This window comes from Bradyrhizobium sp. U531, from assembly GCF_051710265.1.
GTDB lineage: Bacteria > Pseudomonadota > Alphaproteobacteria > Rhizobiales > Xanthobacteraceae > Bradyrhizobium.
The window spans coordinates 620708-639688 of sequence record NZ_JASVEN010000004.1 but is presented as its reverse complement, the minus strand read 5'-3'; the positions used below and the strand labels follow the sequence as shown (position 1 = coordinate 639688).

The 18981-nt window shown below is 58.4% G+C and carries 22 protein-coding genes and 3 pseudogenes; 13 read left to right on the top strand and 12 right to left on the bottom strand.

Annotated elements, in window-relative coordinates; translation table 11 throughout:
- Positions 1-428, top strand: a pseudogene (locus QRQ56_RS22535) (hypothetical protein); the annotation flags it as partial.
- Here QRQ56_RS22535 and QRQ56_RS22530 read toward each other — a convergent pair.
- Positions 380-490, bottom strand: a pseudogene (locus tag QRQ56_RS22530) (hypothetical protein); the annotation flags it as partial. The pseudogenes QRQ56_RS22535 and QRQ56_RS22530 sit on opposite strands and share 49 nt — an antisense overlap.
- Before the next feature lie 535 nt (positions 491-1025).
- Between QRQ56_RS22530 and QRQ56_RS22525 the strand changes: the two are divergent.
- From QRQ56_RS22525 to QRQ56_RS22505, 5 genes are all read left to right on the top strand, one after another.
- A complete protein-coding gene (locus QRQ56_RS22525; RefSeq protein ID WP_317245359.1) occupies positions 1026-1328 on the top strand; it encodes a hypothetical protein in 303 nt (100 codons plus the stop codon).
- On the top strand, positions 1325-1774 hold the full coding sequence (locus QRQ56_RS22520; RefSeq protein ID WP_317245360.1) for a type II toxin-antitoxin system VapC family toxin: 450 nt from the start codon (positions 1325-1327) through the stop codon (positions 1772-1774). Before QRQ56_RS22525 ends, QRQ56_RS22520 begins: the two co-directional genes overlap by 4 nt.
- Complete coding sequence (locus QRQ56_RS22515; RefSeq protein WP_438743003.1) at positions 1771-2226, top strand: hypothetical protein; 456 nt, start codon at positions 1771-1773, stop codon at positions 2224-2226. Before QRQ56_RS22520 ends, QRQ56_RS22515 begins: the two co-directional genes overlap by 4 nt.
- Positions 2227-4031: 1805 nt before the next feature.
- Positions 4032-4556: a DUF3037 domain-containing protein gene (locus tag QRQ56_RS22510; protein ID WP_438743002.1), complete on the top strand. Its 525-nt coding sequence runs from the start codon at positions 4032-4034 to the stop codon at positions 4554-4556.
- A complete protein-coding gene (locus QRQ56_RS22505; protein WP_438743001.1) occupies positions 4522-4845 on the top strand; it encodes a hypothetical protein in 324 nt (107 codons plus the stop codon). The genes QRQ56_RS22510 and QRQ56_RS22505 overlap by 35 nt, the downstream gene beginning before the upstream one ends.
- A 199-nt stretch (positions 4846-5044) precedes the next feature.
- Here the strand turns inward: QRQ56_RS22505 and QRQ56_RS22500 are convergent, their stop codons facing one another.
- Positions 5045-5446 (bottom strand): hypothetical protein, encoded by a 402-nt coding sequence (locus QRQ56_RS22500; protein WP_438743000.1) that lies wholly within the window; start codon positions 5444-5446, stop codon positions 5045-5047.
- 54 nt (positions 5447-5500) lie between these two features.
- Between QRQ56_RS22500 and QRQ56_RS22495 the strand changes: the two genes are divergently transcribed.
- Positions 5501-5719: a hypothetical protein gene (locus QRQ56_RS22495; RefSeq protein ID WP_438742999.1), complete on the top strand. Its 219-nt coding sequence runs from the start codon at positions 5501-5503 to the stop codon at positions 5717-5719.
- Positions 5720-5826: 107 nt separating this feature from the next.
- On the opposite strand, the gene QRQ56_RS22490 is transcribed toward QRQ56_RS22495, so the two are convergent.
- Positions 5827-6030 (bottom strand): hypothetical protein, encoded by a 204-nt coding sequence (locus tag QRQ56_RS22490; protein WP_438742998.1) that lies wholly within the window; start codon positions 6028-6030, stop codon positions 5827-5829.
- A gap of 135 nt (positions 6031-6165) precedes the next feature.
- Between QRQ56_RS22490 and QRQ56_RS22485 the strand changes: the two genes are divergently transcribed.
- Complete coding sequence (locus QRQ56_RS22485) at positions 6166-6471, top strand: hypothetical protein (RefSeq protein ID WP_317245366.1); 306 nt, start codon at positions 6166-6168, stop codon at positions 6469-6471.
- Here the strand turns inward: QRQ56_RS22485 and QRQ56_RS22480 are convergent.
- On the bottom strand, positions 6453-7058 hold the full coding sequence (locus QRQ56_RS22480; RefSeq protein WP_317245367.1) for an SAM-dependent methyltransferase: 606 nt from the start codon (positions 7056-7058) through the stop codon (positions 6453-6455). The genes QRQ56_RS22485 and QRQ56_RS22480 overlap by 19 nt on opposite strands.
- Positions 7059-7214: 156 nt before the next feature.
- On the opposite strand from QRQ56_RS22480, the gene QRQ56_RS22475 reads away from it, so the two are divergent.
- Genes QRQ56_RS22475 through QRQ56_RS22465 form a run of 3 tightly spaced genes read left to right on the top strand, consistent with a single transcriptional unit; the run spans position 7215 to position 8467 of the window.
- Positions 7215-7859 carry a hypothetical protein gene (locus QRQ56_RS22475; protein WP_438742997.1) on the top strand — a complete coding sequence of 215 codons (645 nt, stop codon included), beginning with the start codon at positions 7215-7217 and terminating at the stop codon, positions 7857-7859.
- A 28-nt stretch (positions 7860-7887) separates the two neighbouring features.
- Positions 7888-8214: a hypothetical protein gene (locus QRQ56_RS22470; RefSeq protein WP_438742996.1), complete on the top strand. Its 327-nt coding sequence runs from the start codon at positions 7888-7890 to the stop codon at positions 8212-8214.
- Between the two features lie 43 nt (positions 8215-8257).
- Positions 8258-8467, top strand: coding sequence for a hypothetical protein (locus QRQ56_RS22465; RefSeq protein ID WP_317245369.1), 210 nt, complete (start codon positions 8258-8260; stop codon positions 8465-8467).
- A 62-nt stretch (positions 8468-8529) separates the two neighbouring features.
- On the opposite strand, the gene QRQ56_RS22460 is transcribed toward QRQ56_RS22465, so the two are convergent.
- The 7 genes from QRQ56_RS22460 to QRQ56_RS22430 all read right to left on the bottom strand — a co-directional run bounded on the left by QRQ56_RS22460 (position 8530) and on the right by QRQ56_RS22430 (position 15748).
- Positions 8530-8733, bottom strand: a complete 204-nt coding sequence (locus tag QRQ56_RS22460) for a cold-shock protein (RefSeq protein ID WP_317245370.1) — start codon at positions 8731-8733, stop codon at positions 8530-8532.
- A gap of 109 nt (positions 8734-8842) precedes the next feature.
- A complete protein-coding gene (locus tag QRQ56_RS22455; RefSeq protein WP_438742995.1) occupies positions 8843-9628 on the bottom strand; it encodes a hypothetical protein in 786 nt (261 codons plus the stop codon).
- A 1096-nt stretch (positions 9629-10724) separates the two neighbouring features.
- On the bottom strand, positions 10725-11084 hold the full coding sequence (locus tag QRQ56_RS22450) for a LysR family transcriptional regulator (protein ID WP_317245372.1): 360 nt from the start codon (positions 11082-11084) through the stop codon (positions 10725-10727).
- A gap of 372 nt (positions 11085-11456) precedes the next feature.
- Positions 11457-12803, bottom strand: a complete 1347-nt coding sequence (locus QRQ56_RS22445) for an alpha/beta hydrolase (RefSeq protein WP_438742994.1) — start codon at positions 12801-12803, stop codon at positions 11457-11459.
- Between the two features lie 11 nt (positions 12804-12814).
- A complete protein-coding gene (locus QRQ56_RS22440) occupies positions 12815-13969 on the bottom strand; it encodes a S1 family peptidase (protein WP_317245374.1) in 1155 nt (384 codons plus the stop codon).
- A 20-nt stretch (positions 13970-13989) separates the two neighbouring features.
- Positions 13990-14661, bottom strand: a complete 672-nt coding sequence (locus QRQ56_RS22435; RefSeq protein WP_438742993.1) for a M12 family metallopeptidase — start codon at positions 14659-14661, stop codon at positions 13990-13992.
- Between the two features lie 4 nt (positions 14662-14665).
- A complete protein-coding gene (locus QRQ56_RS22430) occupies positions 14666-15748 on the bottom strand; it encodes a hypothetical protein (RefSeq protein ID WP_438742992.1) in 1083 nt (360 codons plus the stop codon).
- 659 nt (positions 15749-16407) lie between these two features.
- Here QRQ56_RS22430 and QRQ56_RS22425 point away from each other — a divergent pair.
- Positions 16408-17073, top strand: coding sequence for a hypothetical protein (locus QRQ56_RS22425; protein WP_438742991.1), 666 nt, complete (start codon positions 16408-16410; stop codon positions 17071-17073).
- Positions 17074-17200: 127 nt separating this feature from the next.
- Positions 17201-18197, top strand: a pseudogene (locus tag QRQ56_RS22420) (IS3 family transposase); the annotation flags it as partial.
- Positions 18198-18271: 74 nt separating this feature from the next.
- On the opposite strand, the gene QRQ56_RS22415 reads toward QRQ56_RS22420, so the two are convergent.
- Positions 18272-18520 carry a hypothetical protein gene (locus QRQ56_RS22415; protein ID WP_317245378.1) on the bottom strand — a complete coding sequence of 83 codons (249 nt, stop codon included), beginning with the start codon at positions 18518-18520 and terminating at the stop codon, positions 18272-18274.
- Between the last annotated feature and the right edge of the window lie 461 nt (positions 18521-18981).

Below are 18981 nucleotides of genomic sequence, written 5' to 3'. Positions count from 1 at the left end.
CGAAACATTTCCAGCGCGCAACGTCCGACTATGTCTTCCCGTCACCGAAAACAGGCGGCCAGATGTCCGGCTTCACCAAGATGGTCGACCGACTGGTCAAGGAAGCGAGCGTCGCCAAGTTCACCATGCATGACTTAAGGCGCAGCTTGCGCACCATCATGTCACGCTGTGGCTACGACAACGAAATTCAGCGGCTGTGTGTTGGGCAAAAACCAAGCGGAATCGATCAGGTCTACAATCATGACGGACAGTGGATCATCCGCAAGATGGCGTTCGAAGCGGCTCACGACTACATTGCGCAGCTGGTCACCGATCAGCTCTTAATACCGGGGCGCAAGAGCGACGCGCCGGAGATCGCCCGGTCGGTACAGCTGTCAACGACAGTCCAGCCTTGCTTCTCGGCATGCAGGCGGCAGAGCCGCAACTGATCCTCCATCGAGGCGTCTCGTTGATTGTCCGACGAGTAGCGGGCATAGAGCGCGACCTTCATGAGGCGACCTCCTTACTCCGAGAGGCGGTCTCGCGTCCGGCTGTCTGCTTCGGCTTGAACGAAGTCCCGCGCGGCCTGTGGCGCCAGCAGTCGGACCAGATTGGCCGAGGCGTGGATCGGGCTTCGATGACGCAAGCACAGGCGGTTCGTGGGACGCATCGGCGACCACACGAAGCTTTTCGGCTGTTGTACGTCTCGGTCGCGCCACGATCGCGTCCTTGTCCTCGTGCGGAACACTCCGCTTCGTGACAATGATGCCAACTGATAGCGCGTTGGCAAGATAGAAAGATCTTGTAAATCAATGACTTGAATGGAAACGGAGCGAATGTGGAGGGTGGCAGCGTAGCGGCGAGGCACGGGTCGTCGTAGCGATCATATTTTGTGATCGCCTCCCTTGAAAGGGGGACGTCTTGCTATGATGGCACTCCCCAGCACCTTGGAGAGGCCGTCTTTGCCGGCACCGATAACAATTCCACCAGCCTTGCACTCCAAGGGAAACGTGGCTATATATCTGGATATAGCACGGAGGCAGGCGATGAGCAACAGTGCGCAGAAGAGAGCCCTCGAGAATTATCGGTCTCGTCTGACTGAGCGCGGCATCGCGCGGTTCGAGATCCAGGCGCTCGACGCCGACCGCGATCTACTCCGATCCCTTGCCCGGAAATTGACGGAGGAAGGTCCGGAAGCCGGGCAGCTTCGCCGCACCATACAGCAGGCAGTGGCGGGCGAGCCTGCGAAAGCGGGCGGGATTCTCGCCGCTTTGCGTCGCTCACCTCTGGTTGGCGCGGATCTCGACCTCGGCCGGCCGCGAGAAGAGGGACGTAAGGTCGATCTGTGACCCGCTATCTCCTTGACACAAATATCATCAGCAACGTCATAAAGCCGGAGCCGTCGGGCTCGCTGCTGGCTTGGATGGGCGCGCAGAAGGACAACGACCTCTTCATTGCTTCGCTTACCGTCGCCGAAATCTGTCGAGGTATCTTGGAGAAGCCGAAGGGCAAGAAGCGGAGCAGCCTTGAAACTTGGTTCGCCGGCCCCGAAGGCCCGCAAGCCCTGTTCGCCGGCCGCGTCCTATCGTTCGACGAGAAAGCTGGCCTCGTCTGGGCGCGGCTGATGGTCAATGGCAAAGCCAAAGGCCGTTCGCGAAGCGTCCTAGACACAATCATTGCCGCCGTAGCCGAAGCTAACGACTGCGTTGTCGTGACCGACAATGAAAAGGACTTCGAGGGCGTTCAGATCATCAACCCGCTCCGTAGCTTTGGAGGCCAGGAGGCAGGCAGGTGACGATAGCTCGAACGGTCCGGCCGATTCATTTCAAGGATTTCGGCGGCAGCGAGTTCGAGCGCCTTGTGTTCGCCTACCACCTTTGCGACGGCTGGACTGATCTTGCTTGGTTCGGCCAGACGGGAAGCGACCAAGGGCGCGACATCATCGGTGCACGTCCGTTCGACGACCAACCGGGCGAGCGCACAGCGATTCAATGCGTCAATCGAGGCAGCCTGACCCAAGCGAAGGCTGAGAAGGATATGACGGCAGCGGTCAACGCCGCGACGGGCAAACCTGACGCTTTCAAGTTGTATGCCGCAGCTGTATCTCGGCCCAGCGTCGCGACGAGGTTCGCTCGGCAGCCGCGAAACTGGGCTGGTGATCTGGTCCGGCGCGGAGTTCGAGGAGCATCTGCGGCTTCGAGCCGAATTTCTCCTACGGCGCCTAGTCGAGGGCGTTCCATTTCCTGATAGCGAGGTCGAGCTGCGCAGTTTCGTCGATAAGTTGCAGGACGTCGATGACGACTAGGCCCTGTCGATGTTCGTCCGCGCCTTCGATCAACCGGCGTTTCGGATGCCGTTTCAACAAGAGAGCAATCTCCGCGCATTCCAACAGGCCATCGACGACACAATCCGGGTGCTCAGCACGGGGATATGGCAAACGCGAGAGGGTGCCGAATCCACCGACTTCCCTCGCTTCACCACATCCGCGATGCCGGCATCCGCAGCGCCCTGGAACTAACGGTCCGTGAACTGGATCAGCTCCGACGCCGGTTCAAGGCGCTACTTTCCTCTGGCGAAATCCGGCCTTTCTGCTGCGGCGATCCCGCTTGCCCAACCTTCATGCTTACCGACGCGGCGGCTCGTGAAATGGACCGAGCGCCTAGGCATTCAGGCGAGCCAGCTTTGCCTCGTCGATAACACGCTGAACGCGCTGGAGCAGGAGGTCATGCGCCATCAGTTCGATGACGGCCCTCGCGACCTTGAGATCAACCCGCACCATGTCGCGCCTCGAACTCCGCTAGCTGTTTGTCGAGATCATCTAGGCCTGACGCCGTGCCGGCCGGCTGTATGACGATCCTTCCGCTCTTGTCGATCATGACGGAGCCGATCTGCATGCCGGCCGCCGTTGCCGCCACGATCGCTCGCTTGACGTCGTTCTTTCTGAATGTGCTCGGGGCGCGAGGCATCAAAAGTCCCTTTCCGCTGCATTTGCTCGGAACATGCCTGCGGAGGCGCGGGCAGTCATAGGAATTCTTCGGGGGCGAACTTTTACCTACAGTTAGAGATGGGACTTAAGGCGCTTCCAGACCGAGTCCTCGCCAAGCCCAAATTGGCCTGCAACGATGGAGCAGGCGCTGGCAGGACCTCCCTTGGCTCGCACCGCCGCCCCACGTGTCGACTTAAGGTTGAAGGGCGGTTTACAGAGCGCGTCCACAAGGGCGACAATGGCGATATCGCGGAAGAGATAGGTCTGCTGGCTATCACCGGCTTTTGCGGCGCGGGGGCGCAATCGAAATCTGAGCGGCGTGCTTCGTCAGCAGCTCGCCTGCTTTCCATCTCTCGCCAGAGCTCCAGCAAAGCGTCCTGGGCGAGCCCATCGCCCTCCATGGCGGCCGTCATCATTACAAGGCGGTGATCGACGTGAGCCGCTGCGAAACGCTTCATTTGCTCTTTCGCAAAGCGCCGTCCGCCGCCTTCACTCGCGAAGCCGATGCTCACGTCGAAAATGTCGACCTTGTTCGATCGAGCCCACGCAAGCCAGTCCACGACGTGTTGGACTGCCTGTTCTTCATCAATCGTTGCCGGCAGGGTCATCGGTTCTCCCTTATTGGGAAGTGCCGCCGGTTCGTCACCGGCGGGCAGTGCTTTATGCGAGGCGAGCGACGGTCTCCGCAAGCGGCTTGCCCAGGATCGTCACACCCCAATTCTTGTTGCCGGAGTGGCTCTCCGTGCCAACATAGGCACATAGGACACGTGCCAACACGGCCGCACCGGCCAAGGACGCGCGATCCCGGGCCTTGACCCGCTAATTCTTCTCAACTCTGCCACGCGAGTGTGGTTTAAGACTGTCGTTGCCCCATTCAGACAAGACGTGGCATCTGCCGCGGAAACAGTTGATCGTCTGGCAAAGCTACCGGTCGCCGAAATTGAGGCCATATTAACCTCGATACCGCTGGATTGGCTGTCACCAGCCGACCGAGACGGAATCGTTGTCTGATGGCGAGATGGTGGTCGTGACGCGCGGGCTAAGTTGCTTTTGCAGGGCTTGAAAAATGGCACATACATTTGACTTTGCCGTTCTCCGCCTCGTCCCGGATAACGCGCGCGGCGAGAGTGTCAACTTGGGTGTGGTCGTATTTCGAGATGGCGAGATAGACGTTCGCCTGGGGAAAGTTCTCACCCGAGCCCGTATGCTGTTTCCAGAGATCACCGACACTGATCTTGAAAGCGCGGTGGGAATTCTAAGCCGGTTGGGTAGTGTTGCCCTCTCGTCTCGGGAGCGACACAGCGCGCTCTCAAGCGTTGGAGCATTCAGCCTTGGGGATCTCGGATCGTTTACCGTCAATGACGAAAGGCCCGAGAGCTACCAATCCCAAATAGACATGCTGTTGGCAACGTTCGTTGTTGCACCGCGCTCGGCGATTGTAAGAGCAAAAGGCCCGTCACGCTTGGCGACGGAAGTTCGAAAGTTTTCCGCAACGAGAAGGTGCTCGCCGCTATCGGCGACGTTGGAGCCATCTCTGAGCATAAGATCGCTCCGGAATGGCCCATACCGAGCCGCCCAGCATTCGAGCTGATTTGGCGCTCCGCAATAGTGTGATGCGCGGCTATGAACTGGTCAACCTCGACTTGATCGAGGATGGACCGCCCCCTCCGGCACTCTTCGAGGGGGTTATAACACTCGACGTCGCGCAGCAGGAAATACAGGCAGAGCAGCGAGTTTTCGCATACCGGGCAAAGGGACCCAAGGCGAGAATCGATGAGGCTTTGGCGATCGCTCGCATGCATGCTTCGGAGATCGTCGACTGGAATAAACCTGATCAGCGCGAAGGTTTTATCCATCAGTGGGTGATGGCAGCCCGCTAGTTCATAGCTCGCTAACCTGCTGGTGCTCTTAACCAGTTCGGGCTGATATTTCGTCAGCTCAGCGTGGTAAGGTACGAAGCATGTCCGACAAGGGAAAAGCAATCGTCGAGATCAATCGACAGCTGGCGGCTGGTAGATGGCCGGTTGCTATGCTGGAGTTGCTGAAGGTGCTAGAAAAGCGAGAGCGAGAGTTCGGCTTCTAAGATTGTCCGCGCTTTCGACCCTTCAAAGGGATCACATTCCCAGGTCCCATTTGTCGACCCACAAACGGCGGATCCGGCTGCTCGGTGAAGTGTGGATCAAAAGCTATCCAGTCCTCCTCACGATAGCCGTAAACCCCATCCCACCAGCCTTCAGACAACTCTGCAGATACCCAAGGGATCTGCTCAGCTTCTTTCCCCTCATCCTCATTGCCGCGTTTCAGCGGAAGGGCGGTGGCCGGACTTGTCCACATGATGCCGCCTGAGGGCAGCTCCAGGTATTCGCAATAAGGAACGTCGGTGCACTCGTCGACCGCCTCGGCGAGCTCCTCTAAGTCGGCGGCGGAGAAGAAACCGACGATATCCTGATTCTTTATTAGGCGGACGAGGTAGGCTGGCATGGATCTCAGATCCTTTCTACAGAACGATTTTCTTTTTGACCTTGGGTCTCTTAGATGACCGACGCGCCTTCTCCTCCCCACGGCGCTTTTCAAGCTGTGCTCGCGCACCTGTTGGTATTCGCGAAGTCCGTCGTGAAATTCGCGGCTGCCGGCAGCCTTCTGCGTGCTTTGTCCGATCATTTCGGACGCTATGAGCTGCAGCGCTCCGCAAAACATTGTGTGTTCAGCTGCCATCCTATCGAAAGTACCGTCTTCGTGCCAACGATCGACTGAGTCTTGATCGAGGACGCCTTCTCGAGCTTTGCTAAACCATTCGCGGCCTCGTCCTCGATCCGGAGATCATTCACAATGACCTCCTGCGGCCAATAGCCGTGGACCTCCTAAAACTTTGCAGAAGTACTGAGCGCCATCTGCATCTGTCTCATGAGCTCGTAAGGCTTTCCTGCGCCCCGGATGATACGAAGCATGTTGGCAGCACAATCTCGGATCGCCCACGAAAATTCGTCGCGGGAAAACTGCTGATCCTGCTTACGATCGCTCTCTTCCCTGCCCGGCCCGTCGCCGTCGATAACCTTGAATGACACTTATACCTCCCGCCACCCGGTAGGGGACTAGACTGCACCCTCACGGCCACACCGCCAAGCTCATATTGTTGCGCTGCCTCTTGCGCTATCGCCCTGGTTGCGCTTAGCTCAAGGAAAGGCTGGGGGGAACTACTCATGGCAATGACAATCCACGATGCAAAAATCGCGATCGGGATGTTGGCCCGCGGAGATAATCAACACGACGTAGCAGCTTGGTTCGGAGAAAACCAAGCGCGCATTGTCGAGGCATCTCAAGGAAAGTTCGGCACGAACGAAGCGGCGCCAGCTGCCGAATTGCCACCTAAAGGTCCACCCGGCATCAAGGGGCGCCGCCTGCACGCCTTTGTCGAAAAGGCAATAAAAGCACTTGAGGCGAGCGATAATGCTTCCGCTCTCCAGAGCCTGAAAGACGGTCTGGATCGCTACGATCGATCAGAATAGTCGCTGTCGCGCTCAAGAGCCTTGCGGCAAGGTGGGATCCAGACGAGCGCCGGATTTTCAGCCTGCATTTCTTTCGACCAGACAAGCCATGCGTAGCCGGTTGCGGTGGAAGCCAACCGGTCCACTCTGCCCTTAATCATCGGCACGCGTTCCGAGAATTGCGCAAATCTGCAGGGCGGATGTTGGACAAAGAGATTACGATAGCGGCCGACGCTCTCGATGAATACCGTCCTTGCAAGGATCGCTACCCCCTTCCTTGCCACGATTAGCGACCGCAGGACGAACTCCTCCGCAAGCCGAAACGGTGGATTTGTTATGACCCAATCTACTGCGTTCGCTTCATATGGGACCGCTAAATAGTCCCGCACCGCCCCGAACCCATAGGCATGAATGTCCGAGGCTAATACCTGCCCGAAGCTTTCAGCCAACGGTCGCGCCATGTAGCCAACTCCGCACGCGGGCTCCAAAACAGACTGCTGGTTAAAGGGCCCGAAGTCTTTCAGCACATGAGCAAGGAGCGCCCGCGTTGCCCACGGCGGGGTCGGAAAATCGTCCCGACTATCTGAGGCTTCGGTACGCTGCGCCATGACAGCGTGAGATCTGTTCTGTGCCATCACATGACCATACGCGATTTGTGGAGGAAGGGAATCCCTCGATTTGAGCCCCGGGTCAAGCCGACGCACTGCGGCTTGCGTTCGCGCTCTGGTTGCGATTGAATTCGGGCCGGTGATGGGGGAATCAGAATGAGGTCGATAATTGCAGCCGGCGTGATGGCACTCTTGCTATTGGCTAGTTCGGCGCCGACGGCTGAAGCTCAGTTCGAACTGTTGGCATTCGCCGTCTGCAAGAAGATCCCGGGCGACGCAGACAGATTGAAGTGCTTCGATGCCATCGGGAAAAAAGGCGAGGATGAAGACTCAAGCACCGAGCCCACTCCGGTCAGAGGTAAGTGGACGTTCCGAGAGAGCAAATCCCCGATCGATGACAGCGATCAGCTCGTCGCAATGCTCCAGGGCGAAGCCGGTGAATCGTTGCTGATCCTCAGATGCTGGGAGAACAAATCGGAGGCCGTCTTTATCCCGCCCGATCTCGTTATTTCTGGCACCGCAAACCGCTACGACCTTCTAATCCGGATCAACGGAGATTCACCCGCAAGTGTGGCTGGTGTCGGCAGCACGAACGGAAGGGCGATTTTTATTCCCGGCGCTCGAGACTTTATGAATTTGCTCCCGGACCAAGGCAAGCTGTTCATCAGAGCAACTGGCTTTCAAGGCAGATTCAGCGACGGCACTTTCCTCTTGAATGATGTCACAGCCGCACGGAATCGGATCGCAGTGACCTGCCGCTGGACGACATCTAAGTCGAGCTCAATGAAGCCGAGCAAATGAGCTTGTTGACGCATTTTGGGGCGACATCATGAAAGCATGGCTATGTGTTCTGGCTGCGATCGTCGCGCTGATCATCGGCGCACAATTCATATCGATCTTTGTCATTCAACCGATCGGCGCCCTTCCGGAAGGCCGCACGGTCATTTTGATGCGCAAACCCTGGACCAGCGCAAAAGGGCTGGCATTCATCGATAGCCCAGACGCGTTCTGCGCACGAAACAGCGGAGGTGTTACGCTGCTGTGCCGCGGCATCACAGCAGGAGCGATAGCGAAGAACGCGACAATTCTGGCTCGGCTTCCTTACTCAGCGACACTTTATGGCATTAGCACTGGCGGCCGGACCTACGAGCGGTAAGGGTTCGTCCGGTACCCGTCCATCTTGACTAGAGAGAACGCTAATGGACGAATTCGCAATGCTTCTCGCGGAGTTGGACCGGTGCAAGGCAGAATTCGAGCACCTGCAGAAGGACCTCAGTCTCGCGACCGGCACGGGGCGGACCGATGTAGCTGCGCTTCAAGATACGGCACGCCGGATGAGCGGCATCGCAGCCCGTCTTGAGGCTGTGACGCGTGCGATCTCAAAAGGCACGGCCAGCGGAGTACATTGAGCACTCGCGCTCCTTGCCTGCCGAAACGCTTTAAGTCCGCGCTGGACCGGATCTCGGGCGCCTCACCCGACTCGCAGATTTTCCGCCGAGTCTTTTCCGCGGTTGTTCACGACATCGAAGCTAACCTTAGCTCCCTCTGCCAAGGAGGTGTAACCAGCCTTCTCAACCGCTGAGATATGGACGAAGACGTCCTTGCCGCCGCTGTCAGGTTGAATAAACCCGTAACCCTTCGTCGGGTTGAACCACTTCACAGTCCCCATGGCCACTTCAACTTCTCCATTTTGCAGAAACGAAAACTAGTACCGGAACTCAGACAAAAGCAAGGCAATCGTCTGGACGCGCGCACTCCCTCGGCTCGGCCCCTGCGGGCGAGCTTCACGCTGCCAACTTCGCCGGGACAATATCATCGTTCCAACGATGGATGATGCGCGTGGCAATAGTCTCTGCCGAAATGGTAGTGATCTGAGCGAAGCCGCCCACCCAACATGGCGTCCGGCCCTCAGCGTAGTCTCGGCTAGCGATGTCACGCTGTGTTTTCAGCGCCGCAATTGCGTGCGCTTCCAGCGTTGCCGGCGCCTTCTCTATTGCCGCACGGATCTCTCGCTCGTCCGCCTCGCTGTTGCACGGACATGGGTTGAAGCCCCGCGGAAAATCGATCACGCGCCATGGTTCGAGGTGCTCGCCGCCGGCCTGCAGCGTCGTCATCCGGAAACCGGCCGGGCCGTGCTGTTCTGAGATTCCTGCGACCGAAACTTCAAGTGGACTCGCAGCACCCATTGCGGCCATCCTGGTATTCAGCTCCATAAGCGTGGGACCGATTGCCTGCTTGAAGTCGTCAAAGCCGCTAGCCGCCATCGTCGACAAAGCGAGCGACACGGCCTGGAAAACAACAAATTGCTCAGCGCGGACCGTTGCGGCTGCTTTGAACTGGGGCAACAGGACAGCCTTGTTGCAAATCGCAGTGATTGCTTGATCTGCTGTGTTCCAGACAAGCCCGTCCGAGACGAGATGCGCGCCATCAGAGGCGACGATAAGGTTAGCTGCCGACACGTAAAAATCCTTGAACTGAAAATTGACAGTCCGTACGGCACTGACCGGCCGCGAGCCGCCAATTGCGAGGCCCAATCGACCGGCGAACGCCGCCACCGCAACAAGCGCCACGAAGCCTATAACCTGCTTGGCTGTGTTGCCACCGCCCCACCGAGCGGATAGGAGACAAACCGCACATTGTTTTTGGCATCAATGCGGCGACGTCGCCATTCTCGGCGCAGGATGGCCTTGCCGAACGCTCAGTTCATCGCCGAGCAGCTTCCTTTCTTGATCTGTGCTCTTCGTGGGGCCCCCCGTTTTCACCGGTTTGGACCCTATCCGGCTGGCTGATGCCGGCGCGCTGGATCCAGTCCGCCACTCGCGGGAGACGATCTCGACAATATTCGGAAGGTTCTTTCGGCCTGGTCGCGGTCGCTCTGAAATCCGGATTAATCCTAGCCGTCGCGCTTCGTGGAAGGCGGTCTGCACAGTGGTGCGACAAACACCTGCCAATGCGGCAAGCTTGTCGATCGGGAGGTCGCAGAAGCCATGGCGCTTGATCTCGCCCGCGAGAATGCACAAGACGGACCGCTGCCCCTCGGTGAAGTGGTGCCGCAGGTTCTCCGGCAGCGCGCTGGAGCCACCGAGCATTCTCCGTCGCTCGCGCCATGCCTTGCGATCCGGAGACCGCTGCGGGCGTCGGGGCAAGAACCGGCTTAGGCGCCGTTGACCGCCAGCACCGACTGGCTTCGCCGCGGAGAACCGTCGGTGCGGCCTGCGGCCCTCGATGCAGGCGGCAGGGTGCGATGCTTCGCGGTCGGAGAGCTTGCCGGCGCCATACCGCTCCCAGATCAGCCGGGGGTTGGCGTCTAGCTGTTTCGCACTCTCGCATGATGCGAATTGAGCATAGAGGCCAGAAGCCTCGACACCCAGCGTTTCGACCGCTGCTTGCGGGAGATCAGCAGCAGATGTAGAATTGTTGATCGTGGAACTGCTCTGCGAAGATTTGGCCTCGCCATCTGCCAGGATGGCGGGGCTTCGCATTTTGTAGGGGTCGGGTGGCCCATCATCGTTTTGTTTTGTGGCCGCAACCCATTGATGCCGCTCATGGCAGTTAAGGGCAGTTTTGCGCGTAAGAGATTGATTTAGCTCGATACCGTCCAGCTTCCCAAGCTGAGTACTGGCTTATGGCTGTCCATAAGGACTGCTACGCGCCAATAGGACTAATTCAACAAGGCGGCCCTCGCCGGAGGGAGACCCGGGGCTCGATGAAATCGGGACAGCGGTTGGCCGCGATGATCTGGACGTCGAGCTTAGGGTAGAGCTTGCGAAATGCGGGCAGCATCGGCGCCATGTAGATCATCGCAAACGACAGCGAACTCGTAACGCGCAGCATGCGCTTGGGCGACGGCGTGCGGTCCCTCACGCCATCCTCGGCTTTGGCGTCGTTCAGGAGCGGGCTGCAACGCTGCAACAAATCCTGCCCTGCCTCGGTCAGCCATTGCCGGCGCATGTTGCGCTCGATCAGCCGCACCGCGAACCGCTCCTCAAGTCCGCTCAGGTGTCGGCTCGCGGCCGCGTTCGACATCCGCCGAATGTCCGCAGCCCTTGGACAGGCTGCCGAGCTCGGCGGTCTTGGCGAAAATCTCTAGCTGGAGCAGCCGATCCAGTTTTGGCACATATCGGAAAAGAGACCTACGAGTTTGGTTGCCGCTTTCCGCAAGGCAAATTATTCGACACGCCGAACTCAGACGTGACTCGAGCCAATGGCGCGCCAGTAACTGCCGCCCGTTATTTTGATGGGCGCACCAGACTCGAACCTGGGACCCGCTGATTGAGAAACCACATCCGCCCTCAATCGATCAGTTTTCGCCTCCGTGCGTTCTATTTTTCGCGTTGAACGCGCACACATCTGCCAGGTTTGTGGCCCACAACTCTGCAAACAGCCGAAGAGCGATTCTTAATATGGATACATCCAATAAGTCGTATTCGAATCGTCGGGCATCGATCGCAGGGTCGGGGTCCGCTGCGGGGGTTTAAGATGCGTCGAAGACGAGATGATCCGGCCTATGTCATCGAGAACCGCGCGGCTGGTTGAGTACGTACTGTGATTTAGAGCAAACATTTCGCTTCCCACAGCAGAAACATCGACCGTTTCCATACCGGGCACGAGAGTTGGCCCGCTCTTGGTTACGAACCCCATTCGCGACGTGGATTGCGCTTTCTCCATGGAGGCGAGCAACGCGAGATCCGTCGAGGACGCGTATAACGTCACCGCGCCCGCCGCTGCCTTGATTTGGCTCGCGCGCTGAAGATAAATGTCGCGATCCACGTCCGGGGCCGCAAAAATCAATTCAGTAATCCCGAGCGCCGTCTGGCTCAGCGCGGCTTGCTGCAAGGCGCCCAAAACAACCTCGCTGCCCAGACTATGGGCAATCACGATAATCCGTGAGACTTTGCCCGCCGATTTAATGAGCTGGAGGAGATCGAACAAGCCATCCGGAGCGTACAAAGCACTCTCCCGATCGTAGTCATAGTCCTTCACTCCGCCCTTGGACGGCCAGGAGTACATCATGACACGGCCTTTGTAGTTCGCGTCGAAAGCAATTTGAGCCGCCTTGAAGGCTGCGTCGGAAAAGGCAACGTTGTAGCCGTGCACAAAGAGCATCAGGCTGTCGGCCGGATTTGCGATAGCGGAAGCAAACTCCTCACGGGAAAGACGATCGAGCTTCTGGATTCGGAAATGCTTTCCATCGGCCTCCGCCTCCTTGCGCATCCCGAACCAGCTTGTCTTCGGCGTTTCGACTTCTCCCATCTTGTGAACGATGGGAATGCTAACCGTCACGCGGCCAAATGTGTTGGTGGCCGCACGACTATAGGAGATCTGGGTCAATTCCAGACCGGACCCACCCGTCACCACGCGATTGGTGGCGAAGTAGACGGGTACCAACCCCTTAATCACCGGTCTATTGACCACCACCTCGGCTCCGGTGCTGCGTTTGTCGGGAGGCGCTTCCTCGCTCGCCTCACCGGTTGTCTGCCGCAAAGGGCGGTAGGCATGATAGTGCCGGACATGGTGGTAGTACCCGGGGCCATAGCGATAGCCGTATTTTTTGAACGCGCTCTCATGTTTCTGGGGCGCCTTCTGTATATGCCGGTTGGCCTGCTGCGAGGCCGGACCCTGGTGGGCGCAACCGGTCGCGAGCGCGCAAAACAAGACAATGAGCACTGTTCGAAGCTGCTGGAAGGCCTGGCCGAGCCGATGCAACCGGTTCGAACCTCGAATTGGCAAGACGAGCATGACCATCGATCAGCTACCTACTTTGCAAGGGTTTGGGAAACGTTGACCGTAGCGCCCAGCCATCCGCGATACCTGTCGACAGCAGGTCCGCTGGTAAGCCTGTAGGTGAAGCGAACCTCCGCCCCGCCGCCGTTGATCGCGCAACCGATATTGCTGGCACCATTGGCGGTCTCAACGTGCCACGTGCACCCTGTGATGCGGTAGCCGGGCTCAGCCGGGAAAATCTCGGCATAGTCCGCCGAATGCTCCGCAAATACGACCGGGTGATCGTCCTTGGTTTTGTCTACCGTATACGCCCGCTCGATCAGCTTCGGGTCGACGAGCTGCGACACCGGGATGTTCACGATGAGGCGGCGGTCTTCGGGCAGAAGCGTATGGATCGCTCCGGAGAGGATTTCGGGGATCTTCACACCGGCATTGGCTTGCGTCTGCACATGCGTGGAATTCAGTTTCGTCCAGTTCTCAAAAGAGATCGTTGTCTCGACCCACTTGGTCCAGCAAACAGAAGGCTTTGGAATGGCCGCGATCATGCTGTACAGAGGGCTTGCAGCAATCACGGTGGCGGGAATGATGAAGTTGACGCCAACAACATCCGCCTCGTTCCACTTGACGATGCCGCCAACTGCGATCCCCAGCAGGGCGCCGAACTCGTTGAATGCGGGGCCGCCGCTGTTGCCGACGTTCATGATCGTGTTCGTTTGCCAGCGACCGTTCGGGCTAGTCTGGTTGCTTATCAGACCGCTCGATATGCTCAGATCCAGATCGAGCGGATAACCGAGCAGATAAAGCTGAGTCCCCATCGGGGCTTGCTGGTTGTCATCGATCACGGGCATCGGACAACGAGAGGCGCCTCCGCTGTTTCCGGCGGGCTGCGACAGCTCGAGAAGAGCCAAGTCTCTGGCATCGTCGCGATGAACCGCAGTGACCTTGATCGGGTTCGCATTGCGCGACCCGAGACGGGCATTGACTTCGAAGCTCTTATAGTTCCCCTCGCGTCCGATCACATGACTGTTGGTCAGCACGAGGCTGTCGCCGATGAGCAGCCCGGAGCCGCCGCCGACTTCCTGCTTGTCGTTGTACATCACGCCAACGAACTGGACGTGAACCGTCCTGACGTTGTAACGCGCTGCAATTTGCACTGCCGCGCGATCCGCCTGCGCGGGAGCGCTCATGGATACCAAAAGACCGAGTGTCAGGACGGATAGAATGTCCTGACAGCGGCGATATCGAGAGGGCTGAGCTGTCCGTTTCCGTTCCATGCTGGATTACAATAGTTCATTATGGAATTGGGGTCGTACTTGGTGACTTTATAATCGCCGACCGAGCCAGAAGCTTTCTCGTTGCGGCACTGCTCCGGCGCATCGTCGCGGTTCTGTTCATGCGTGAAACCAAGAGCATGTCCGAACTCGTGGACTGCAACCGCACGGATGCAGAACGCGCGTCTATGGCGACAGCCTTTGCTCCAATGATCGAAACTGAAATTGAGAGTCATGCCCGATGGCTTGCCGTCGAGATACTTTCCGATGATGTCGGTGTGGGCGTCATCAGCGACCCGCACGTGCACACCTGGCGCGCCGCCCGTACAGGACGGCCAAGTCTTCGCAAACCACACGCCACCTTGCGCCGCAGTCTCCCACGTTTCCGCAACCGCTTTTCGAACAAGATCGGCATACTTTTGATCCTTCGGCTGCAGGTTTTCCCAGCAGACCGGTATCTCTTTGATGTCCCATTTCGAGCCGCGGATGACCGTGCCGTACAATTCCATTTCGGAGACGCCCGAAGGAAGCGCAAGTTGAGCGTTCGCCGCCCAGCAGAACAAGAGAACGAGCAACAGAACGAATCTGGGCAGCCACAGGCGAAACATTTTCCTACTGCGTCGGTGTAGGGGTCGGCGGGAACACAGGAACTGGCGCCACAATGAAACCATTTGTCCGAGGCCCAGCGCCCGTACGGCGCCCGGTGGACCCGGCTCCTCCTTGGAATTCCTGCGACTTTTCTCCTCCCGGCGAGGGTGCCGTGTAAATTGGATTGTCCTTTGATCCAAGCGGCGGCGTTTTGTCCGCATAGCCGGCGGACCCGGATTTGGCTCCGTTAGCAAGGACGGCATTCGGACCGTTGATGTAGATTCCGAGATTACTGAACTGCTGAGCGGAGGCCGAGGCCTGGACTGAGGCAGGCGTCCAGCGCGAAGAAGTGAGAGAGTATTTTGCCTCGACGCCGCCAGTAACCTGGACTGAAAACGTGTACGTCATTTGCGCCGGCTCCGCGCTCTCCGAAGGCATGGCCGGCGTGAGATTGTTGGCGGCTATGAGGATCGCGTTGTCCCGTAACCAAGCTGCGAGCGGCTTGGATGCATCGACAATGATACGCTTGTAGGCGGCGCGCTCCGGATATTTATGCTCGGCGAGGCCCTCGAGTTCGATCAAGTCCGCAGGCGCTCCTCGATAGCAGCCACGCTCATACCTTGCTGGATCCGCCGGCGCCGGCGCCGTATTGGAAGCTAGCTGGGCGTTCTGCTTCATCAGAAATGACCAGATCAGGTCATAGGTATCCTGGGCTGAAGCAGTGGGGCCCACATGGGTCACGTCATTACTGCTCACGCTCAGAATCCTTTTGTAGTCGGATGCCGTACCGGATCCGAGCCCGCCGGTATCGGTCACCTTCAACTCCAGAAAGAATGTGCCGTACAGGAAGGGGTCGATGTCAAAATGAGCGTACCTATCGAACGCCTCTTCAGGCCGCCTCTTGTAGATCTTCAGGTATTCCTTTCGCCTCTCGCGTTCGAGCTGGTAGAAAGTCACGACCTCACACCTGATCGACTTGAGAAAGTACGGCAGCTCACCCGCCGTGATCACACCTGTCTGCGGGTCATGAATATGATACAGGCTGGTGCACCCGCTCACGGCAAGGCAGATGCCAATGCCAGCCGCGGCTCGGCTGAATATCCCCATATGAACGCCCCCGTCCGCGTGCCTGAGCACCGCGGATCTCCCGTGCACATTGAAAAACAGTCCGCATGGGTTCGTCAATAGCATCGTGACAACAATGCAGCTTTTCGTTGTCCCCGCAGGATTTTGCGCAGGTTTTCACTGCGGCCGTACACTTCTGCGAAAGCGGCTCGGTTGTGGCGGCTCGGCACCGGCGATGAAGTGTGAGCAACTGGTCGGGCCAATTGCAAATTGGTCGGCGCACGCCTATCGATGGAATATATTGGTGGTGGTGATTGGGACGAAAATTTTGCCTGGGCGCGTGGACAACCGAGCCGAAACGTCAGTTTTTGATGCCTGGAAGAATTTTTTGATGCCTGGAAGAAAGAGGCGCGGGAGCTTGCCGAACGACAGGAGCTAATCACGAATGCCAGTCGGGATGATCTCAGGAAAGCTCTGATTGAGCTCGACGCGCTGTTTCGGAATGCTCCCAGAAGCGTGCACAAGGCCTACCGAAATCTTACAGAAAAGCGAATCGAGGACGCACGAGAGAGCTTCACCGGCTCAATAGGAGATGGCCATCTCTCGTGGTCGCTATCCTACGAGACGGCTGAACTGGCAGCCGTAAGAATGGGCGGCCTGATACGGGAACTTGATCGCGCGCTTGCTGATCGGCGGTCTCATTGGCCGATCAGCCGAGTGAGTGGCACGTCGAGCAGCTTAGATGCTGGTTCATTCCGCGGCAGGGCGTGAGCGCATTGCGTCCGGCTCGAAGGCTGCAAGCCTACTCGAAACGGGGCCTGCTCTTTCATCGGATCCTGCCCTCAGTGATAAAGGGCTACCCGGTGCAGGTCGTGGATACTCGCACATTGCATAGTACCGCATCGGATGCGAGTGAGTGGAAGGTGGGCGCTTGCCTGTTCAAGGCACTAGAGCTCCAGCCGGAGCTCTGTTCAACAGAGTGCGATAAGCGCTTCATCATCTCTGGCACTAACGCACCGTCAGCTGAGGACACCATTTCTCAGCAGATCGATCAGGCTCTGAAGGAGAACTGCATCGCGATTGTGTGGCCCGAGTTAACCGTCTCGCCGGAATTGCGCGAGCACATCCTCAAGCTCGTTCGAGATCGCGACATTACGGACGAGCTGGAAGCTCCCGAAATTCTAATTCCAGGGACCTGGCACGAGACAACCGACCATGGGATCGTGAACCGAGCCCGGATCTACAACGGCTATGGAGAGGAGCGCCTGATCTACGACAAGATCGCCCCTACGCGCACGATGGTTGGGGAACGGAAAACATCACTGCGGGTGACCGTGTATGTGTCCTGGCCACCGAAGGTGCTTTGATGGGGGTCGCCATTTGCCTGGATTTCTGTGACGTCTGCGAAAAGAGCCGGCTCCGCAAATTTGAACAAGACGATAAGTGGAGTTTCTGCCTGAAACGCGGCGATAATCGCCGTGAACAGGAGAGACCATGAACAGACGATCGCGCCGGAACCACACACCGGCGTTCAAGGCAAAGGTGGCGCTTGCCGCCGTCAAGGGCGACCGGACGATAGCTCAGCTTGCCGAGCAGTTCGACGTCCACCCCAATCAGATTACGGCGTGGAAGGCGCAGTTGGAGGGTGGCGCTTCCGGGGTCTTCGGCTCTGGGAGCATGTCGCCTGCCGCGCCTGCGATCGACGTGAAGTCGCTGCACGCCAAGACGCGGCAGCGTTTATTACCTGCCGCGTCCGGTGCCGGACGCCGATCTCGCGATCATGCGGCGTCTCGACTGGCTGCATCTGGAGTTCCCTTTCGCCGGTTCGCGAATGTTGAGAGGCCTGCTGGCTGCCGAGGGGTGCAAGATCGGCCGCCGGCATGTCAAGACGCTGATGCGGCGGATGGGGATAGAGGCGCTCTATCGCCGTCCGCGCACCACTAAACCCGAGCCCGGCCACAAGATCCATCCGTATCTGCTGCGCGGCATGGAGATCACACGGCCGAACCAGGTCTGGGCGATGGACATCACCTACATCCCGATGGCGAGTGGGTTCGTCTATCTCGCCGTGGTGCTGGACTGGGCAACACGCCGGGTTCTGTCGTGGCGGCTGTCGATCACCATGGAAGCAGCCTTCTGCGTCGAGACGCTGGAGGATGCCTTGGCTCGTCACGGCAAGCCGGACGTCTTCAATACGGATCAGGGCTCCCAGTTCACCGGACAGGCTTTTACCGGCGTGCTCGCCGACAACGGCATCGCGATCAGCATGGACGGCAAGGGCGCATGGCGGGACAACCTGTTCGTCGAGCGGCCATGGCGCAGCCTCAAATACGAGGAGGTGTACCTACGGGCCTATGATAGCGTCAACGAGGCGCGCAATTCGATCGGCCGATATCTCGACTTTTATAACAGTAGACGTCCCCATTCGAGTCTTGACGGCAGCACGCCCGATCAAGCCTACTTCACCTCGCTGCCGCTCCGCCTGGCAGCATACCCCCGGCAGACGCGCTCCACTTATCGATGCGCAGATTCTGTTCAGACAACCGGGACCAGCTCAACCTGACTTCAAGCGACTGGGCGAGACAAAGAGGCTTTTAAGCGAAGCCAAGGATATCGAAGTCGGTTGAGGATGTCGTTGTACGCGACACCGAGCGAGAAGCGCATCAAGGTCGGCAGGATGCTCGGAGTCGAAGCGAAATTGCGCGTGCCACTCGAGTTTTGTCCGATGAACACCGCAATGAGGTTGTCGGTGAACTGATCCCCCGTGAAAGACGATGAGCGAACCGCGCCCGAGCCAACCGTGAAACTGCTCATCGCGATACCGTAGATATAGGTGAAGTCGCCCGTGCCCTACTAGCGCCGCCGACTTGCTCCAGCGGTTTAGAAAAGTCGGAAGCCCGTAGGGCGGAACATTCGTACGCAAGGCCAGCGCGGCCCCACTCCTGTTCTGGACCCATCATCGAGAAGACGCCTCGCAAGTCCGACCGTAGCCCTGGCGCCCGGATATTTATCCAGCCGCCCTCCCGAGCATACGAAGAGCATGACGACGCCGTTCCCTCGTATAGCGTTTCCAACTATTGAGATTCACGACTTGGTGCATGAAGTGGTGGTAAAGAATTCGCACTGTTGACTGCGGCAAAGTGCATTCCCAGTCGGCACTTCGCGCGGCCGATCCCGATGCACGTCGATGATGATGATGACTTGGCCCTTGGGGCGGCGGCAACGGCCTCACATTTCATAGGAAGGCTGCGATTCAACTCATTTCGAGAGAGCTT